Origin of the sequence: Cobetia sp. MC34 (genome assembly GCF_018340035.1) — a bacterium.
Classification (GTDB): domain Bacteria; phylum Pseudomonadota; class Gammaproteobacteria; order Pseudomonadales; family Halomonadaceae; genus Cobetia; species Cobetia amphilecti.
This window is the reverse complement of sequence record NZ_JADPPY010000003.1, coordinates 41,207-57,975: the sequence shown is the minus strand read 5'-3', so window position 1 is coordinate 57,975 and position 16,769 is coordinate 41,207. Positions and strand designations below refer to the sequence as shown.

The following is a 16,769-nucleotide window of genomic DNA, read 5'->3' as shown; positions in this document are numbered from 1 at the left end:
CTATAATCGCGAGTCGACCTGCATGGCAGTCCGGTGACTCGCGGACGCCTTCCTCCCTGCTCGGCCGGCAGTCTGACTGCCACGGCCATCACCCATGGAACGTGCATGAACCCGGATCTCGACCAGCTCAAGCCCTACCCGTTTGAAACCCTGGCCAAGCTGCGCGAGGGCGTCGTGCCCAATCCCGCCCTGGACCCGATTGCACTGACCATCGGCGAGCCGCGTCACGCGCCGCCCGAGTTCGTGCTCGATACCCTGCGCGAGCACATCATGGGCGTGGCCAAGTATCCCGCCACCGGCGGTCTGGGGGAATTGCGCCAGGCGATCGCCGACTGGCTCGCGAAGCGCTTCTCGCTCAACGCCACGCCGGATATCGACCAGCAGGTCCTGCCGGTCACCGGCACCCGCGAGGCACTGTTCGCCTTCATCCAGGCCTCGCTGGACAGCACGCGTCCAGCGCGCGTACTGGTGCCGAACCCCTTCTATCAGATCTACGAAGGCGCGACGCTGCTGGCCGGCGGCGAGGTCACCTACCTGCCCTGCCCCGCCGAGAATGGCTTCCGCCCCGACTACGCGGCGGTGCCGGCCGAGGTGTGGCGTGATACCCAGATCGTCTTCGTCTGCTCGCCGGGCAATCCCACCGGCGCCGTGACACCGCTGGAGGACTTCCAGCAACTGATTCGCCTCGCCGACGAGCACGACTTCCTGATCGCCTCCGATGAGTGCTACTCGGAGCTCTATCTCGACGAGTCCACGCCGCCGCCGGGCCTGCTGCAGGCCTGTGCCGCCATGGGCCGCGATGACTACGCGCGCTGTGTGGTCTTCCACTCGCTGTCCAAGCGCTCCAACCTGCCGGGCCTGCGCTCCGGCTTCGTGGCCGGCGATGGCGAGGTGATCCGTCGCTTCCGTCACTACCGCACCTATCACGGCTGCGCGATGCCGCTGCATCACCAGTACGCCTCCATCGCCGCCTGGAATGATGAAGCCCACGTGCTGGCCAATCGCGATGCCTACCGCGAGAAGTTTGCCGCCGTGACCGAAATCCTCGCGCCGGTGATGGACTTCCCGACCCCGGAAGCCAGTTTCTACCTGTATCCCGCCGTGCCCGGCGGTGACGACGCCGCCTTCACCCGCGAACTGCTGCGTGAAGAGGCGGTCGGCGTGCTGCCGGCAAGCTACATGGCGCGCGAGGTGGACGGCGTGAACCCGGGCGCCGGACGCATTCGTCTGGCGCTGGTGGCCGAACTGGAACAGACCGTCGAAGCCGCCCAGCGCCTGCGTCGCTTCGTCGAACGCCTGCGCTGAGCGCCAGGCCTGCACGGGCTGACAGCAGCCCAACACTGGATGACAGCCCCGCCCAGCGGGGTGGATTGGCTCAAGGAGACCGCCATGCACGTGCTCTACGGCATCAAGACCTGTGATACCTGCCGCAAGGCGCGCCGCGCCCTCGACGACCGGGGCGTTCCCTATCGCTGGCATGACCTGCGTGAGGATGGCCTCTCCGCCAGCCTGCTGGAATCCTGGCTGGAGCAGACCGCCTGGAGCAGCCTGCTCAACAAGCGCAGCACCAGCTGGCGCAACCTGAGCGATGAACAACGTGACAGCCTCGATGCCAACTCGGCACGTGCATTGATGCTGGAGCACCCGACCCTGATCAAGCGTCCCATTCTCGAGCGTCATCCCGCCGACAATGAGATGGATCTGGTGATCGGCTATGACAAGGCGGTCTACGAACCGCAGGACTGAGCTACCCCTTACACCACTGGACACCCCGGAGATTGACACGATGTTGAGCCTTGCCCTCGGAATCGGCACCCAGAACACCACCGGCGACTGGCTGGAAGTCTACTATCCTGCCCCGCTGTTCAAGCCGACCGCTGCCGTTGCTGACGCCGCTCGCAAGGCACTGGACGCACCGGCTGGCACCACCGCCACCAGCTTCCTGCCGGAACACTGCGCCGCCCTGGCCAGCGCCCTGCGCGACGCCGGTGACAGCGCCCAGGCCGAACTGGCCGAGAGCCTGGCCGCCAGCCAGCGCCCGCTGGTCGCCATGTTCATCGAGGAAGACGCCGCCCCGCAGAGCGTGCCGGAGGTCTACCTCAAGCTGCACCTGCTGTCTCACCGCATGGTGCGTCCGCACGGCATCGACCTGACCGGCATGTTCGGTCTGCTCAAGAATGTCGCCTGGACCAGCGAAGGCGCCATCGACATCGAGGAGCTGCCGGCGCGTCGCCTCAAGGCCCGTCTGGAAGGTCGCACCCTGTCCGTGGACTGCGTCGACAAGTTCCCGAAGATGACCGACTACGTGGTGCCGACCGGCATTCGTATCGCCGACACCGCGCGTGTGCGCCTGGGCGCCTACCTGGGCGAAGGCACCACCGTGATGCACGAAGGCTTCTGCAACTTCAATGCCGGCACCGAAGGCCCGGGCATGATCGAAGGCCGCATCTCCGCGGGCGTCTTCGTCGGCAAGGGCTCTGATCTGGGCGGCGGCTGCTCCACCATGGGCACCCTGTCCGGTGGCGGCAACATCGTCATCAAGGTCGGTGAAGGCTGCCTGATCGGCGCCAATGCCGGTATCGGCATCCCGCTGGGCGATCGCTGCACCGTGGAAGCTGGCCTCTACATCACCGCCGGCACCAAGGTCATGGTCTTCGACAACGAAGGCCAGGAAGTCGAGACGGTCGCGGCCCGTGAGCTGGCGAGCCAGGACGACCTGCTGCTGCGTCGCAACTCCGTCACCGGCCGTGTCGAGTGCCGCACCAACAAGAGCGCCATCGCGCTCAACGATGCCCTGCACGCCCACAACTGAGGCGCGTGACGATGGCCTGTCAGATACTGCATCTCTGGCAGGCCATCGTGGCATTTCCCGGCTCGGGCAGCAGTGTCCGGGCCGGCGTGAAGACACTTCGTCTCTCCCCCCGAATTTCGCGCTGTCGCTCCTCGCGATGACGCCTGCAGCGATGGCCCATGATGACTGATTCAAACGCACCGCTTCCGCCACGCTCCGCCGATCTGTCTCCGACGCTGGAGCTGGCCTTCGAGCTCATCTCACGCCCCTCGGTCACGCCGGACGACCTGGACTGCCAGACCCTGATGATCGAACGCCTCGAGGCGCTGGGCTTCACCATCACGCGGCTGCCCTTCGGCGATGTCGACAACTTCTGGGCGGTGCGCGGCCATCATGGTCCGGTGCTGGCCTTCGCCGGCCACACCGATGTCGTGCCGACGGGCCCGGAAGCCAACTGGCAGTATCCGCCGTTCTCGCCGTGCATCGATGATGCCGGCTTCCTGTGTGGCCGTGGCGCCGCCGACATGAAGGGTTCGCTGGCCGCGATGCTGACCGCTACCGAGCGCTTCGTGACCGCCAACCCGGACCACGAAGGCCGCATCGCCTTCTTGATCACCTCCGACGAGGAAGGCCCGGCGGTTCACGGCACCCGTGCTGTGGTCGAGTATCTGCGCGAGCATCACGAGCGCCTCGACTACTGCATCGTCGGCGAGCCGTCCTCCACCGACTACGCCGGTGATGTGATCAAGAATGGCCGTCGCGGCTCGCTGGGTGCGGTCATGCACGTCAAGGGCATCCAGGGCCATGTGGCCTACCCGCATCTGGCGCGCAACCCGATCCACGAAGCCGCCCCGGCGCTGGCCGCCCTGGCCGCCGAACATTGGGACAACGGCAACGACTTCTTCCCGGCGACCAGCTTCCAGATCTCCAACATCCGTGGCGGTACCGGCGCGACCAACGTCATCCCCGGCGAGCTGGAAGTGGTCTTCAACTTCCGCTATTCCACCGAGCTGACCGCCGATGACCTCAAGCGTCGCACCTATGAGATCCTCGAGAAGCACGGTCTGGACGTCGAGATCGAGTGGAACCTGAGCGGCGAGCCCTTCCTGACGCCGGAAGGCGCACTGGTCGATGCCGCCGTGCACGGCGTGGAACGCGCGCTGGGGCGCAAGCCGGTGCTGTCCACCTCCGGCGGCACCTCCGATGGTCGCTTCATCGCCACGCTCGGCACTCAGGTCGTCGAGCTGGGGCCGGTCAACGCGACCATCCACAAGATCGATGAACGCGTCATGGCCAGCGATCTGGACCGACTCTCCAGCGCCTACGAGCACATCCTGGAATACCTGTTTGTCCCCGCGACCCAAGAGACCACGGCATGAGCGACACCCCGCACAATGACGCCGATGAGCAGTACCCGGACATCGAGATCTATCTCAAGCCCTTGAGCCTGGAAGCACTGGGCGCCTGGCTGGGCGAGCAGTTCGGTCAGGTCGTCGTCTTCCAGCCGGCCGGCAAGCTGCAGCACCGTACGCGCCTCACGCGTGATGGCGCCGAGATCGCGGTGCTGGTGGTCGAGAAGGTCGCCGATGGCTTCGCCAGCCTGTGGTTCGACAGCGCCAGCACTCCCTGGGCGCGCGATGTCGACTGCGCACGCGCCGCCGCCAGGGCCCTGCAGGTCGAGACGCGCTGCTCGCTGGGCAGCTGGCAGCCCGGTGATGAGCCGGACCGCTTCTTCCGTGTCATGGCCGACGGCAGCGAAGAGGCCTTCACCTGGCCGGACAAGGGCTGAGTGACCCGCCTCTTCTGGTGACAAGTCCATGAAACGACAACGCCCCGCAGGCTAGCCCGCGGGGCGTTGTCGTCTTTCACTGAGCGAGTCAGCGATCAGGTGATGACCGTCACGTCATCCGCCTGCAGGCCACGCTCATTGCTGATGACGTGGTAACGCACTTTCTGACCTTCGGCCAAGGTACGGTGGCCCTTGCCACGAATGGCACGGAAGTGAACGAAGACATCTTCACCACTTTCACGGGTCACGAAACCGTAGCCCTTGTTGACGTTGAACCACTTGACCTCGCCGATCTCACGATCGTCGTCCTCGACTTCAGCCAGTACTGCAGAGCGCGGAGACAGCACCGGAATGGCAAGCGTCGCGATCAACAGCAGGATGAACACGGCCGCGACGGCAGCCGCGTACGCCAGCTCGAAGCCCTCGACGCTAAGCGCCTGGCTCAGGGTGTCGGCCAGCTGGCCGCCGGTCAGGGTGATGAAGACAGCAATCAGCAACGGTGCCGGCAGTGCCAGCAACAGGCTGATGATGAAACAACGGAAGAACGTCTTGGAACTCATCAAGATAAACTCTCTAGGTAATGGGTGGAGGTGTAACGCGAGGACAGAAATGAGTGCTTCGGATGATCCCTATCAGAATGTTCTGCCCTTGATCGCAATGGACAGCACCTGACCGCACGACAGGGTTACAGCAGCTATCGTCAGTCGGGAAACTGCCTGAATGCAGCGCCTCACGGCGGTGCCCGTCACCGTCACTGATACACGCGAAGATGCCTGTGCATCGCTCTGGCGACGTCGTGGCTCGTGATGCAGGTAACTCCACATCAGTCGATGGAACCGGCCCTGTCAATGACGCGCGAAGCGCAGGCAATCGAAGGCCGTCAATGGGTGCGATATACGAAAAATAAGTCAATCGCACTGTCAACAGTCTATCACGCCTCTTCCTGATGCGTCTGAGGCAACTCAGTGACAATCCTTCAACACTTTGCGGTAATTCGACAACGATCCAGGCAACGACCGCAGCGATGATTCGGCGTGCCATCGCTTAAGAATCGTGGCATGAGTCGTCATCCAACGGCGGCCGCCTCACCCTCTTCCCCCCACTGCACACGTGGACCATTCCCTCACCCTCTGGAGCCCAGATGCATGACAACCTCGAATGATCCTAGCCTGGAAGCCCGACTGGAAGCACTGGAATCGCGCCTCGCGCATCAGGATGACTGGCTCGAGACCCTCGATCGCACCGTCATCACCCAGCAGCGTCAGATAGAGACACTCGAGCGCCTGACCGCGCTGATGGCCAGCCAGCTACGCACCCTGCGCGACCAGCAAGGCGATGCAGACTCGACAGCACCTTTCAGTGCGCAGCCACACGACGAGCTGCCGCCCCATTACTGAGCTGTCAGCAGCACTCAGCTCTCCCGGCGCAGACCAGGCAGGGCCCTGAACGCAAACCGGCCCCGCAGCGAGGCTGCGGGGCCGGTCGGGCAGTGCTGAATCAGACTTTCTCGAATCAGACACTCTCGACACAGGTCGTGTCGACATGGATCGTGTCGAAATGGACAGGGCGATCTCAGGCGATGAGGCCGTCCAGATAACGCTCGGCATCCAGCGCCGCCATGCAGCCGGTACCGGCAGAGGTGATCGCCTGACGGTAGACGTGATCCATTACATCGCCACAGGCATAGACGCCGGGGATGCTGGTCTGGGTGGCATTGCCTTCCAGGCCCGACTGGACCTTGAGATAGCCGCCCTGCATGTCGAGCTGGCCTTCGAACAGGCTGGTATTCGGACGGTGGCCGATGGCGATGAACACGCCCATCGAGCTCAACTCCTTGGTGGCGCCGCTTTCGACATGACGCAGACGCACGCCGGTGACACCGGAGTTGTCGCCCAGCACTTCGTCGAGGGTGTGGTGCCATTCGACCGCCATGTTGCCGTTCTCGACCTTGTCGAACAGCTTGTCCTGCAGGATCTTCTCGGCACGCAGGCTGTCACGGCGATGCACCAGCGTGACCTTGGAGGCGATGTTGGACAGGTACAGCGCTTCCTCGACAGCGGTGTTGCCGCCACCGACCACCACGACTTCCTGATTGCGATAGAAGAAGCCATCGCAGGTCGCACAGGCCGAGACGCCCTGGCCCATGAACTGCTGCTCACTCGGCAGGCCCAGATACTGCGCGCTGGCGCCGGTGGCGATGATCAGGGCGTCACAGCTGTAGCTGCCGTTGTCACCCTTGAGTAGGAACGGACGCTCGCCGAGGGTCACTTCGTTGATGTGGTCGAACAGGACTTCGGTCTCGAAGCGTTCGGCGTGACGGCGCATGCGCTCCATCAGCTCCGGCCCCTGCACGCCAGCATCGTCGCCGGGCCAGTTGTCGACGTCGGTGGTAGTGGTCAGCTGACCACCCATCTGCATGCCGGTGATCAGGAGCGGCTTGAGATTGGCACGTGCAGCGTAGACGGCAGCGGTGTAACCCGCCGGGCCGGAACCGAGAATGATCAGACGTTCGTGACGGACATTGCTCATGGATGACCTCAGTGACAGATGAAGGCGGAGGATTTCACCAGCAGCAATGGCGGCTGCTGGCGATCAATGTACTGAACGATACCGACAGCGCTGCAGACGGCGCATGCGATCGGCATGGTTCAGGACACGGCGTGATGATCCGGGCCGGCTGGCGCCCGTGCAGGCTTCCCGCTGGAAGCACTTTTACTCGCTGTACTCGCTGGCTCGCCGCGCTGGTTGAGGCGAACAAGGACTGCGCAGAGTAGCGCAGACGCCGCCAGCTTTCAGCACCGGACTCAGACCGGCATCGCAGAAGCTTATGCACAAGCACGAGCCCGCAGGATGGCATTGCCCAGATGCGCGGAAGCCGCCGCCAGGGGCGACGGCTTCCGGTTCGCCTACCTCTCGAGACACTCATTACCGAAGGTTCGAAAGGCAGTCGCGGGATCAGTCAGCGCGGACGCGTGAGCTGATCTCGTCCAGGCAGCGACTTACAGGCTGCTGGAGTGGCCTGCCAGGTACTTGGCAACACCTTCAGCGGTGTCCTTCATACCTTCCTGACCTTCTTCCCAGCCTGCCGGGCAGACTTCGCCGTTGGTCTGGTGGAACTGCAGGGCCTTGACCATGCGGACCATCTCGTCGACGTTACGGCCCAGCGGCAGGTTGTTGACGACCTGGTGCTGAACGACACCGTCTTCGTCGATCAGGAAGGAAGCGCGCAGAGCGACGCCAGCTTCCGGATGCTCGATGCCGTATGCCTGGGTGACTTCGTGCTTGACGTCAGCCACGATCGGGAAGCCGACTTCACCGATGCCGCCAGCGTCCGGAGAGGTCTTGCGCCATGCGTGGTGAGTGAACTGGGAATCGATGGACACACCGATGACTTCGACGCCGAGTTCCTTGAACTTCGCCAGACGGTTGTCGTGGGCGATGATTTCAGACGGGCAAACGAAGGTGAAATCCAGCGGCCAGAAGAACAGCACGCGCAGCTTGCCGTTGGAATCAGACAGCTTGTAGTTGTCGACGATGGTACCGTCGCCCAGCACTGCTGCGGCTTCGAAATCCGGGGCCTGACGTCCGACCAATACGCTCATGGTGATCTCCTGAGGAATAATGATGATAAAGGCAGCGGACCGCCTTTGTGATGAATCGCCACACAGACTAATCGCCACGTGTGGCAGATGCCAAATGTTTGCTGCAATCACCACCATAGAGATTGCCTATGGCAGCGCGATGACGCCAACAGCGGGTGTCGGGATCATAAGTGACCTTGGCTGCAGAATACAGCATCTGCCGCGCCCTGCCCCCTGCAAGCCTGTCACTTTGCGTCACTGACGCCTGCCGGCGCCGGTTCCAGCGTGCCGAGCAGGTGAGATGCCGTCACAGCACGTCGTCATCCTGGCCGATATCCAGCCCTTCGAGCTCACCACTGACCGGGTCGACCTGCTGGCGCACCTGGATCGGCTGACAGCAACGCTCGCAGTCGATGATGTTGGTCAGACTGCCCTCGTCCAGATCCAGGAACACCGTGAAAGGCGTATCGCAATAGGGGCAGTTGATTTCCGCCTCATGCAGCGCCTCATTGACCACTCCCGCCTGCTTGTCTTCCAGCAACTCATGGCCCGGCCATTCATCGGACTGCCCCGAGGAATGCTCCGCCAGCCACTGCTCGACCGCCGCATCCAGAACCTCATCATCTTCCGGCAGCTCGCCGGATTCGCTCGGCCTGCGCCCTTGCTCATTCATGACAGCCTCCGTTGTGCCTGATGGTGAACGCGACGGACGTTGCGGGTGGCACCGTCTGGAGTGCCATTGCATTGGATACCTTAGGGGCCGCATTCACGCCGCGCGAGAGTCATGGCGGCAAACTCTATGGCAGCGAACGCGACGCAGGGTTCCTTGCTTCACACTATCCTCGATGATGGTGTGCGCTTGAATTCCTGTCACATGATAACCATAGCCTTATGTAGGCAACCATCCGCGACCTGGCAGTCGCTCTCGCGACGCGTCGCATCCGGCCGAGGCACCTGACGCGCCTGTTGAACGACACTTCAGCAGTCTGGCCGGTGAAGACAACGACAAGGAGGAGAATCATGGGTTCCCAGCGCTCTCAGTCACTGGATTCGCTTGACACCCTCTCCGAGCTGGAAGTCGGAGACAAGCGCTATCACTACTACTCGCTCAAGAAGGCGGCCGACACGCTTGGCGACCTGACGCGACTGCCCTTCACGCTCAAGGTGCTGCTGGAGAACCAGCTGCGCTTCGAGGACGGTGAAACCGCGACCAAGGAAGACATCAAGGCACTGGCCGACTGGCAGAAGACCGCCTCCAGCACCCACGAGATCGGCTATCGTCCGGCGCGCGTGCTGATGCAGGATTTCACCGGCGTGCCTGGTGTGGTTGACCTGGCCTCCATGCGTGACGCCGTCAAGAAGCTCGGCGCCGACCCCGAGAAGGTCAATCCGCTGACCCCGGTGGACCTGGTCATCGACCACTCGGTGATGGTGGACCACTACGGCGATCCGAGCGCCTTCAAGGACAACGTGCGCATCGAGATGGAGCGTAACCGCGAACGTTACGAGTTCCTGCGCTGGGGCCAGCAGGCCTTCGACAACTTCTCCGTCGTCCCGCCGGGCACCGGTATCTGCCACCAGGTGAACCTGGAATACCTCGGCCGCGCCGTCTTCACCCGCGAGGAAGATGGCAAGACCTTCGCCTACCCCGACACCCTGGTCGGCACCGACTCCCACACCACCATGATCAACGGCCTCGGCGTACTCGGCTGGGGTGTCGGCGGTATCGAGGCGGAAGCCGCGATGCTCGGCCAGCCGGTCTCGATGCTGATTCCGGAAGTGGTCGGCTTCAAGCTGACCGGCAAGCTCAACGAAGGCATCACCGCGACTGACCTGGTGCTGACCGTCACCCAGATGCTGAGAAGCCGTGGCGTGGTCGGCAAGTTCGTCGAGTTCTACGGTGACGGCCTGGATGACCTGCCGCTGGCCGACCGCGCGACCATCGCCAACATGGCGCCGGAGTATGGCGCTACCTGCGGCTTCTTCCCGCTGGATGACGAGACGCTCAACTACATGCGCCTGTCCGGTCGCTCCGATGAGCAGGTCGCGCTGGTCGAGGCCTACGCCAAGGAGCAGGGTCTGTGGCGCGAGCCGGGCCACGAGCCGGTCTTCTCCGATACGCTCGAGCTGGACATGACCGAGGTCGTCGCCTCCCTCGCCGGCCCCAAACGCCCGCAGGACCGCGTCGCCCTCACCGACATCAAGCAGACCTTCGAGAAGATCCTCGGCGATCAGCTGGGTGAAGTGCCGGACATCGAGGACGGCAAGTGGCTGTCCGAAGGTGGCCAGACCGCCGTCGATGTCGAGCAGAGCTACGACAAGCAGAGCGAGGTGAAGAACGGCGATTACAGCGAGCTGAATGGCGAGACCTTCCGCCTCGATCACGGTGATGTCGTCATCGCCGCCATCACCTCCTGTACCAACACCTCCAACCCCAGCGTGATGCTGGCGGCTGGCCTGGTGGCGCGCAAGGCACGCGAGAAAGGCCTGAGCAGCAAGCCATGGGTCAAGACCTCACTGGCGCCGGGCTCCAAGGTCGTCACCGACTACCTGGCGACTGCCGGCGTACAGGATGACCTCAACGAGCTTGGCTTCAACCTGGTCGGCTATGGCTGCACCACCTGTATCGGCAACTCCGGCCCGCTGCCGGAACCGGTCGAGGACGCCATCAACACGCGTGACCTGACGGTCGCCTCGGTGCTGTCGGGCAACCGCAACTTCGAGGGTCGCGTGCATCCCAACGTGCGTACCAACTGGCTGGCGTCGCCGCCCCTGGTGGTCGCCTATGCCCTCGCCGGCACCGTGCGTGTGGATCTCTCCAAGGAGCCGCTGGGCAAGGACACCGACGGCAATGACGTCTTCCTCAAGGACATCTGGCCGAGTCAGGCCGAGATCGCCGAGGCCGTCGAGCAGGTGCGTACCGAGATGTACCGCAAGGAGTACGCCGAGGTCTTCGACGGCGACGAGACCTGGCAGGCCATCGATGTGCCACAAGCCGAAGTGTATGAGTGGAAGGACTCCACCTACATCCAGCATCCGCCGTTCTTCGAAGGCATGCAGCGTGAGCCGGAAGCCGTTCAGGATGTCGAGAATGCCCGCGTGCTGGCGATGCTCGGCGACTCGGTGACCACCGACCACATCTCTCCGGCCGGTGCCATCAAACCGGACAGCCCGGCGGGTCGCTACCTCAAGGAGAACGGAGTCGAGGTCAAGGACTTCAACTCCTACGGCTCACGTCGCGGCAACCACGAAGTGATGATGCGCGGCACCTTCGCCAACGTGCGTATCCGCAACGAGATGCTCGATGGCGTCGAGGGCGGCGAGACCCGCCACGTGCCGTCCGGCGAGCAGATGGCCATCTACGATGCCGCCATGAAGTATGCCGAGGAAGGCACGCCACTGGTGGTCGTCGCCGGCAAGGAGTACGGCACCGGCTCCTCGCGTGACTGGGCCGCCAAGGGCACCCTGCTGCTGGGCGTGCGTGCGGTGATCGCCGAGTCCTACGAGCGTATCCACCGCTCCAACCTGATCGGCATGGGCGTGGTGCCTCTGCAGTTCCCGCAAGGCGAGAGCCGCCAGTCGCTGGGGCTGACCGGTGATGAGGAAATCAGCATCAGCGGCCTGAATGACCTGACGGCCGGCGGCAAGGTCCAGGTCACCTTCAAGAGCGACAAGGGTGAGCAGAAGATCGAGGCGCTATGCCGCATCGATACCGACAACGAGCTGGAGTACTACCGTCACGGCGGCATCCTCCACTACGTGCTGCGTGGCATGCTGTAACCCGCCAGCCGCTCACCGCAGCGCTGACTGCAACACAAAAGCCCCCGCAGGCATGGCCTGCGGGGGCTTCTTCATTTACGCACTCTGTTTCATGCAACCTGTTTCATACAACCTGTTTCATGCAATCTGCTTCATGCGCTCACTGACGAGTCAGACGCAGGCGCGATCAGAACGCCTTGCGACGGTAGGCGCGGTAACGCGGCTGCCAGAAGTTCTTCTCGATGTTGGCCTGGATGATCTCGTCGCTGGAGGTCAGCGCCACGCCATCGGTCTGAGCCTGACGCGCCACGTCGAAGGCGATCTGACGGCTGATGTCCTGGATATCGCCCAGTGACGGCAGCAGCGCGCCCTCGCCCTTCAGGACGATGGGGGCGTTGTTGGCCAGCGCGTTGGCGGCGGCCATCAGCATGTTGTCGGTGATGCGCGAGGCGTTGGATGCCAGCACACCCAGACCGATACCCGGGAAGATGTAGGCGTTGTTGCACTGGGCGATCGCGTGGGTGTGGTCGTTGTGCTCGACCGGCGCGAACGGGCTGCCGGTGGCGACCAGCGCCTTGCCGTCGGTCCACTCGATGACTTCCGCCGGTGTCGCCTCGACGCGTGAGGTCGGGTTGGACAGCGGCATCACCAGCGGGCTCTCGCAGCCGGCCTGCACGGCACGGATCACGTCTTCGCTGAACAGGCCACGCTGGCCGGACACTCCGATCAGCACGCTCGGCTTGGCAGCCTTGACCACATCCAGCAGGCCGCGGTCACCGAAGTCGGCCACGCTGTCGATATCGTGGGCCAGTCGGCTCTGGAAGTCGTAGAGGCCTTCCATGTCGCTGGTCAGCAGACCGAAGCGATCGACCATGAAGACGCGCTTGCGGGCCTCTGCCTCATCCATGCCTTCCTTGACCATCGCCACCACGATCATCTCGGCGATACCGCAACCTGCGCTACCGGCACCCAGGAAGGTGACGCGCTGGTCGGAGAGCTTCTCGCCCTTGGCCTTGCAGGCCGCCATCAGGGTCGCGACCACCACGGAGGCGGTGCCCTGGATGTCGTCATTGAAGCAGCAGACTTCATCGCGGTAACGCTCGAGCAGCGGCATGGCGTTGGCCTGCGCGAAGTCCTCGAACTGGATCATGGCCTTCGGCCAGCGACGCTTCACGGCAGTGATGAACTCGGCCACGAAGGCGTTGTAGTCATCACCGGTGACGCGCTCGTGACGCCAGCCCATGTAGCGCGGGTCGTCGAGCAGCTTCTGGTTGTTGGTGCCCAGATCCAGCGAGATCGGCAGGGTGTAGGCCGGGCTGATGCCGCCACAGGCGGTGTACAGCGACAGCTTGCCGATGGGGATGCCCATGCCGCCGATGCCCTGATCGCCCAGCCCCAGGATACGCTCGCCATCAGTGACGACGATGACCTTGACGTTGTCCTTGGTCGCGGAGCGCAGGATGTCATCCATGTGCTCGCGGTCCGGGTAGGAGATGAACAGGCCGCGGTGGTTGCGGTAGATGTTGGAGAACTCCTCGCACGCCTGACCGACGGTCGGGGTGTAGATGATCGGCATCATCTCCTCGAGGTGTTCCTCGATCACGCGGAAGAACAGGGTCTCGTTGTCGTCCTGCACCGAGCGCAACAGGATGTGCTTGTCGAGGTCGGTGGCGCACTGCTGATACTGGCTGTAGACGCGCGCGACCTGCTCTTCGATGCTCTCGACATTCTGCGGCAGCAAGCCCATCAGATTGAAGCTGACACGCTCCTCGAGGCTGAAGGCGCTGCCCTTGTTGAGCAGCGGCATCTCGAGCAGGCTCGGGCCGGCGTAAGGAACGTACAGGGCGCGCTTGGAAGTATCCGTCATGGCGAGACTCTTGAATCAGTGGGGACGACCTCACGCTCGGCAAGCTTCTCGGCATGCCGGCAGACAAGCGCAGCATGCCCGCTGAAGCACCGCAGAAGACCTGCTGGCAACCGGGCGTCCGAGGGACCTTTCGACGTGCAGTTTCCACGTGCGAACAAGGCATGATGATAGCACGCGCAGTGCTATCTCCGGCAGCCTGTGCAAGGTCGGCGTGCGTTGCGCAGACAAGGGTACTGCATGACGAGAAACGCCCCGCTCCCCCCCCCCTGGCGGGGAAGGAGCGAGGCGTTCGCGGTCACGTGCGGGGAATGTCTCAGGCCAGATCGGCACGCGATGCCGGCTTGCGCGGCGCAAGGGCGAAGAAGGGACGCAGCTTCACGCCCAGCATGTTGCCGGCGAAGGCCATCACCAGCCACAGCCAGCCATGCAGGCTGCCGGAGGAGATACCGCCGAAGTAGGCGCCGATGTTGCAGCCGAAGGCCAGGCGCGCGCCGTAACCCAGCAGCAGACCACCCAGCACGGCAGCCACCAGCGAGCGCAGCGGAATGTTCCACTTCGGCGCGAACTTGCCGGCCAGCAGCGCCGCCGCCAGCGCCCCGACCACGATGCCGATGTTCATCACCGTGGTGATGTCCGTGTAGAGCGGTGCCGCCAGTGCCTTGGCATTGCCCGCCGCCTGCCAGTAACCCCAGTCACTGACATCGAAGCCCAGCGTGGTGTAGACCTTGGTGCCCCACAGCGCGAAGGCCGAGGTGATACCCCACGGACGCCCGGCCAGCGCCAGGGTGGCGAAGTTGAGCAGCGCCAGCGCCACGGCGCCCGCCAGCAGCGGCCAGGGGCCGCGCAGGAAACGCGACAGGCCACGCGGCTGACTGTCGGTCACGGCGGCCTTCTCGAGCTCACCGTGACGACGCTTCTCCAGCGTGCGCGTCACCAGCACGATGATGGCGAACAGCGCCAGGCTGACGATGATGCCGCCCAGCGCACCGAAGCTATCCACCAGCGAGACAGCAGGCAGCGACGGCAGGCTCTGCCACCAGCTGAAGTGTGCGGTGCCGATCACCGAGCCGACGCAGAAGAAGATCAGGGTGATCACCATGCGCGCATTGCCGCCGCCGACGGTGAACAGCGTGCCCGAGGCGCAACCGCCGCCCAGCTGCATGCCGAGGCCGAACAGGAAGGCGCCGACCACGACGGAGGTGCCCAGCGGCGAGACGAAGCCGGAGACGTCCTGCCCCCACAGGCTGCCCGCTGCCAATACCGGGAAGAACAGCACCACGGCAATCGCCAGCATCAGCATCTGGGCACGCAGGCCACGGCCACGACGCTCGGTGATGAACACTCGCCAGGCGGAGGTGAAGCCGAAGGCCGCGTGATAGAGCACCACGCCCAGCGCGCCGCCGATCAGCAGCAGCAGGCCCTGGCGCCAGCCGGCGACCAGGCCCAGCAGCACTGAGGCAATGACCAGCAGCCCACCCGCCCAGACGGCGCGAGGGTTGATGGTGCTAGATGGCTGGGCAGGCTCACTGGCCTTGCCCGGCATCGCGTGTTGACTCATGTCGTACCCCCTTGTGTATTCAGCATGCTTGAAGCATTGATGCGGCAAGCCTAGCGCGTCGCTTTATAGCTGTGAATGAATTTCCAGCACGCTTTTCATTCCCCGCGGGTATATGCCTGACATCACGCCCCGGGCGCCATCAGCATGACAGCCCCGAAGACGTCATCCTCTGAAACGACGGTGCCAGCAACAGAAACCCCCGCCATCCGGGAAGATGACGGGGGCCGATCGAGCAGCGTGGACGGGCGATCTAGATGAAGTTGCCCAGGCCGACGGCGCGACGCAGGCGCTCCATCATCGGTGCGGCCTCTTCGCGGGCCCGCTCGGCGCCACGCTTGAGGATCGCCTCGACATGCGCCGGGTCTTCCATCAGCTCGACGTAACGCTCGCGCGGCGCCTTGAGGTGGTCATTCAGGTATTCGAACAGCTGGTTCTTGGCGTCGCCCCAGCCGATGCCGGCCGCGTACTGCTCACGCATGGCGGCGACTTCCGCCTCGGTGGCGAAGGCCGAATAGATCTGGAACAGCGAACAGGTATCCGGGTCCTTCGGCTCGCCCGGCTCCAGCGAGTTGGTCTTGATCTTGCGCACGCTCTTGAGCAGCTGCTTCTCGGTGCCGAACAGCGGGATGGTGTTGTTGTAGCTCTTGGACATCTTGCGACCGTCGAGGCCCAGCAGCAGCTGGGATTTCTCGTCGGTCACCGCCTCGGGCATGGTGAAGTAGTTGCCCTTGAAGAGGTGGTTGAAGCGCCCGGCCATGTCGCGCGCCATCTCGATATGCTGGATCTGGTCACGCCCCACCGGCACCTTGTGCGCATTGAACATCAGGATATCCGCCGCCATCAGCACCGGATAGCTGAACAGGCCCATGCTGATGCCGCGATCGAGATCCTCGATGCCGCTCTCTTCATTCTCGGCCACGGCGCCCTTGTAGGCATGCGCGCGGTTCATCAAGCCCTTGGCGCACACGCAGTTGAGCAGCCACATCAGCTCCGGGATTTCCGGCACGTCCGACTGGCGATAGAAGATGGCGTTGTCGGTGTCCAGACCCAGGGCCAACCAGGTGGCGGCGATCTCACGACGCGACTCCTGCACGCGCTTCGGGTCCTGACACTTGATCAGGGCGTGGAAGTCGGCGAGGAAGTAGAAGGACTGGACCGTCGGGTCCTGACTGGCTTCGATGGCAGGCTTGATGGCGCCGACATAGTTGCCGAGATGAGGGGTGCCGGTGGTCGTGATGCCGGTAAGAACGCGGGTCTTGGTCATGGATGCACTTCTTGGGCGTCTGGGTCGGGAGGTCGTGCCGCGGGTCTGCACTCGCTCACAATGGATCACGACAGGTCGCGGCAGCGCCCGCTCGAATCCCTCGAACGCAGCCACCATGACCTGTCGCTATATGTCCCACATCTTACCCTGAGGCGTGCAG

At 63.9% G+C, this 16,769-nt stretch carries 14 protein-coding genes; 7 read left to right on the top strand and 7 right to left on the bottom strand.

What is annotated here, in order from left to right:
- Positions 1-105 precede the first annotated feature (105 nt).
- The 5 genes from dapC (at position 106) to IZU87_RS02455 (ending at position 4,580) form a co-directional block, all read left to right on the top strand.
- Positions 106-1,305, top strand: a complete 1,200-nt coding sequence (gene dapC / locus IZU87_RS02475) for a succinyldiaminopimelate transaminase (RefSeq protein WP_213113577.1) — start codon at positions 106-108, stop codon at positions 1,303-1,305.
- An 84-nt stretch (positions 1,306-1,389) separates the two neighbouring features.
- Positions 1,390-1,746, top strand: coding sequence for an ArsC family reductase (locus tag IZU87_RS02470; RefSeq protein ID WP_043333033.1), 357 nt, complete (start codon positions 1,390-1,392; stop codon positions 1,744-1,746).
- Positions 1,747-1,786: 40 nt separating this feature from the next.
- Positions 1,787-2,812 (top strand): 2,3,4,5-tetrahydropyridine-2,6-dicarboxylate N-succinyltransferase, encoded by a 1,026-nt coding sequence (gene dapD, locus IZU87_RS02465; RefSeq protein ID WP_077377814.1) that lies wholly within the window; start codon positions 1,787-1,789, stop codon positions 2,810-2,812.
- A 161-nt stretch (positions 2,813-2,973) separates the two neighbouring features.
- The gene (gene dapE / locus IZU87_RS02460) at positions 2,974-4,170 is read left to right on the top strand and encodes a succinyl-diaminopimelate desuccinylase (RefSeq protein ID WP_213113576.1); all 1,197 of its coding nucleotides are present in this window, start codon (positions 2,974-2,976) and stop codon (positions 4,168-4,170) included.
- A complete protein-coding gene (locus IZU87_RS02455; RefSeq protein WP_043333036.1) occupies positions 4,167-4,580 on the top strand; it encodes a hypothetical protein in 414 nt (137 codons plus the stop codon). The genes dapE and IZU87_RS02455 overlap by 4 nt, the downstream gene beginning before the upstream one ends.
- A gap of 95 nt (positions 4,581-4,675) precedes the next feature.
- On the opposite strand, the gene IZU87_RS17865 is transcribed toward IZU87_RS02455, so the two are convergent.
- Positions 4,676-5,140, bottom strand: coding sequence for a cold-shock protein (locus IZU87_RS17865; RefSeq protein WP_043333039.1), 465 nt, complete (start codon positions 5,138-5,140; stop codon positions 4,676-4,678).
- Between the two features lie 585 nt (positions 5,141-5,725).
- Here IZU87_RS17865 and IZU87_RS02445 point away from each other — a divergent pair.
- Positions 5,726-5,977: a SlyX family protein gene (locus tag IZU87_RS02445; RefSeq protein WP_213113575.1), complete on the top strand. Its 252-nt coding sequence runs from the start codon at positions 5,726-5,728 to the stop codon at positions 5,975-5,977.
- A gap of 175 nt (positions 5,978-6,152) precedes the next feature.
- Here the strand turns inward: IZU87_RS02445 and trxB are convergent, their stop codons facing one another.
- The 3 genes from trxB to IZU87_RS02430 all read right to left on the bottom strand — a co-directional run bounded on the left by trxB (position 6,153) and on the right by IZU87_RS02430 (position 8,834).
- A complete protein-coding gene (gene trxB / locus IZU87_RS02440) occupies positions 6,153-7,109 on the bottom strand; it encodes a thioredoxin-disulfide reductase (RefSeq protein ID WP_043333042.1) in 957 nt (318 codons plus the stop codon).
- 470 nt (positions 7,110-7,579) lie between these two features.
- On the bottom strand, positions 7,580-8,182 hold the full coding sequence (locus IZU87_RS02435) for a peroxiredoxin (protein ID WP_043333044.1): 603 nt from the start codon (positions 8,180-8,182) through the stop codon (positions 7,580-7,582).
- 286 nt (positions 8,183-8,468) lie between these two features.
- Entirely contained in the window at positions 8,469-8,834 is a 366-nt protein-coding gene (locus IZU87_RS02430; RefSeq protein WP_192839173.1) for a zinc ribbon domain-containing protein, read from the bottom strand.
- 347 nt (positions 8,835-9,181) lie between these two features.
- Between IZU87_RS02430 and acnA the strand changes: the two genes are divergently transcribed.
- On the top strand, positions 9,182-11,941 hold the full coding sequence (gene acnA, locus IZU87_RS02425) for an aconitate hydratase AcnA (protein ID WP_043333046.1): 2,760 nt from the start codon (positions 9,182-9,184) through the stop codon (positions 11,939-11,941).
- A gap of 166 nt (positions 11,942-12,107) precedes the next feature.
- Here acnA and IZU87_RS02420 read toward each other — a convergent pair whose 3' ends face one another.
- The 3 genes from IZU87_RS02420 to IZU87_RS02410 all read right to left on the bottom strand — a co-directional run bounded on the left by IZU87_RS02420 (position 12,108) and on the right by IZU87_RS02410 (position 16,609).
- Entirely contained in the window at positions 12,108-13,787 is a 1,680-nt protein-coding gene (locus IZU87_RS02420) for an NAD-dependent malic enzyme (protein WP_213113574.1), read from the bottom strand.
- A 313-nt stretch (positions 13,788-14,100) separates the two neighbouring features.
- Positions 14,101-15,345, bottom strand: a complete 1,245-nt coding sequence (locus IZU87_RS02415; protein WP_249330402.1) for a YeeE/YedE family protein — start codon at positions 15,343-15,345, stop codon at positions 14,101-14,103.
- A 250-nt stretch (positions 15,346-15,595) separates the two neighbouring features.
- Complete coding sequence (locus tag IZU87_RS02410) at positions 15,596-16,609, bottom strand: tryptophan--tRNA ligase (protein WP_107335903.1); 1,014 nt, start codon at positions 16,607-16,609, stop codon at positions 15,596-15,598.
- Positions 16,610-16,769 lie beyond the last annotated feature (160 nt).

Excerpts from the sequence above, each read along its gene's own strand:
- dapD (WP_077377814.1), top strand. The coding sequence starts at position 1,787 with ATGTTGAGCCTTGCCCTCGGAATCGGCACCCAGAACACCACCGGCGAC.
- IZU87_RS02455 (WP_043333036.1), top strand. The coding sequence starts at position 4,167 with ATGAGCGACACCCCGCACAATGACGCCGATGAGCAGTACCCGGACATC.
- IZU87_RS17865 (WP_043333039.1), bottom strand. The coding sequence starts at position 5,140 with ATGAGTTCCAAGACGTTCTTCCGTTGTTTCATCATCAGCCTGTTGCTG.
- dapC (WP_213113577.1), top strand. The coding sequence starts at position 106 with ATGAACCCGGATCTCGACCAGCTCAAGCCCTACCCGTTTGAAACCCTG.
- IZU87_RS02415 (WP_249330402.1), bottom strand. The coding sequence starts at position 15,345 with ATGAGTCAACACGCGATGCCGGGCAAGGCCAGTGAGCCTGCCCAGCCA.
- IZU87_RS02420 (WP_213113574.1), bottom strand. The coding sequence starts at position 13,787 with ATGACGGATACTTCCAAGCGCGCCCTGTACGTTCCTTACGCCGGCCCG.
- IZU87_RS02435 (WP_043333044.1), bottom strand. The coding sequence starts at position 8,182 with ATGAGCGTATTGGTCGGACGTCAGGCCCCGGATTTCGAAGCCGCAGCA.
- IZU87_RS02410 (WP_107335903.1), bottom strand. The coding sequence starts at position 16,609 with ATGACCAAGACCCGCGTTCTTACCGGCATCACGACCACCGGCACCCCT.
- trxB (WP_043333042.1), bottom strand. The coding sequence starts at position 7,109 with ATGAGCAATGTCCGTCACGAACGTCTGATCATTCTCGGTTCCGGCCCG.
- dapE (WP_213113576.1), top strand. The coding sequence starts at position 2,974 with ATGACTGATTCAAACGCACCGCTTCCGCCACGCTCCGCCGATCTGTCT.
- IZU87_RS02445 (WP_213113575.1), top strand. The coding sequence starts at position 5,726 with ATGACAACCTCGAATGATCCTAGCCTGGAAGCCCGACTGGAAGCACTG.
- IZU87_RS02430 (WP_192839173.1), bottom strand. The coding sequence starts at position 8,834 with ATGAATGAGCAAGGGCGCAGGCCGAGCGAATCCGGCGAGCTGCCGGAA.
- IZU87_RS02470 (WP_043333033.1), top strand. The coding sequence starts at position 1,390 with ATGCACGTGCTCTACGGCATCAAGACCTGTGATACCTGCCGCAAGGCG.
- acnA (WP_043333046.1), top strand. The coding sequence starts at position 9,182 with ATGGGTTCCCAGCGCTCTCAGTCACTGGATTCGCTTGACACCCTCTCC.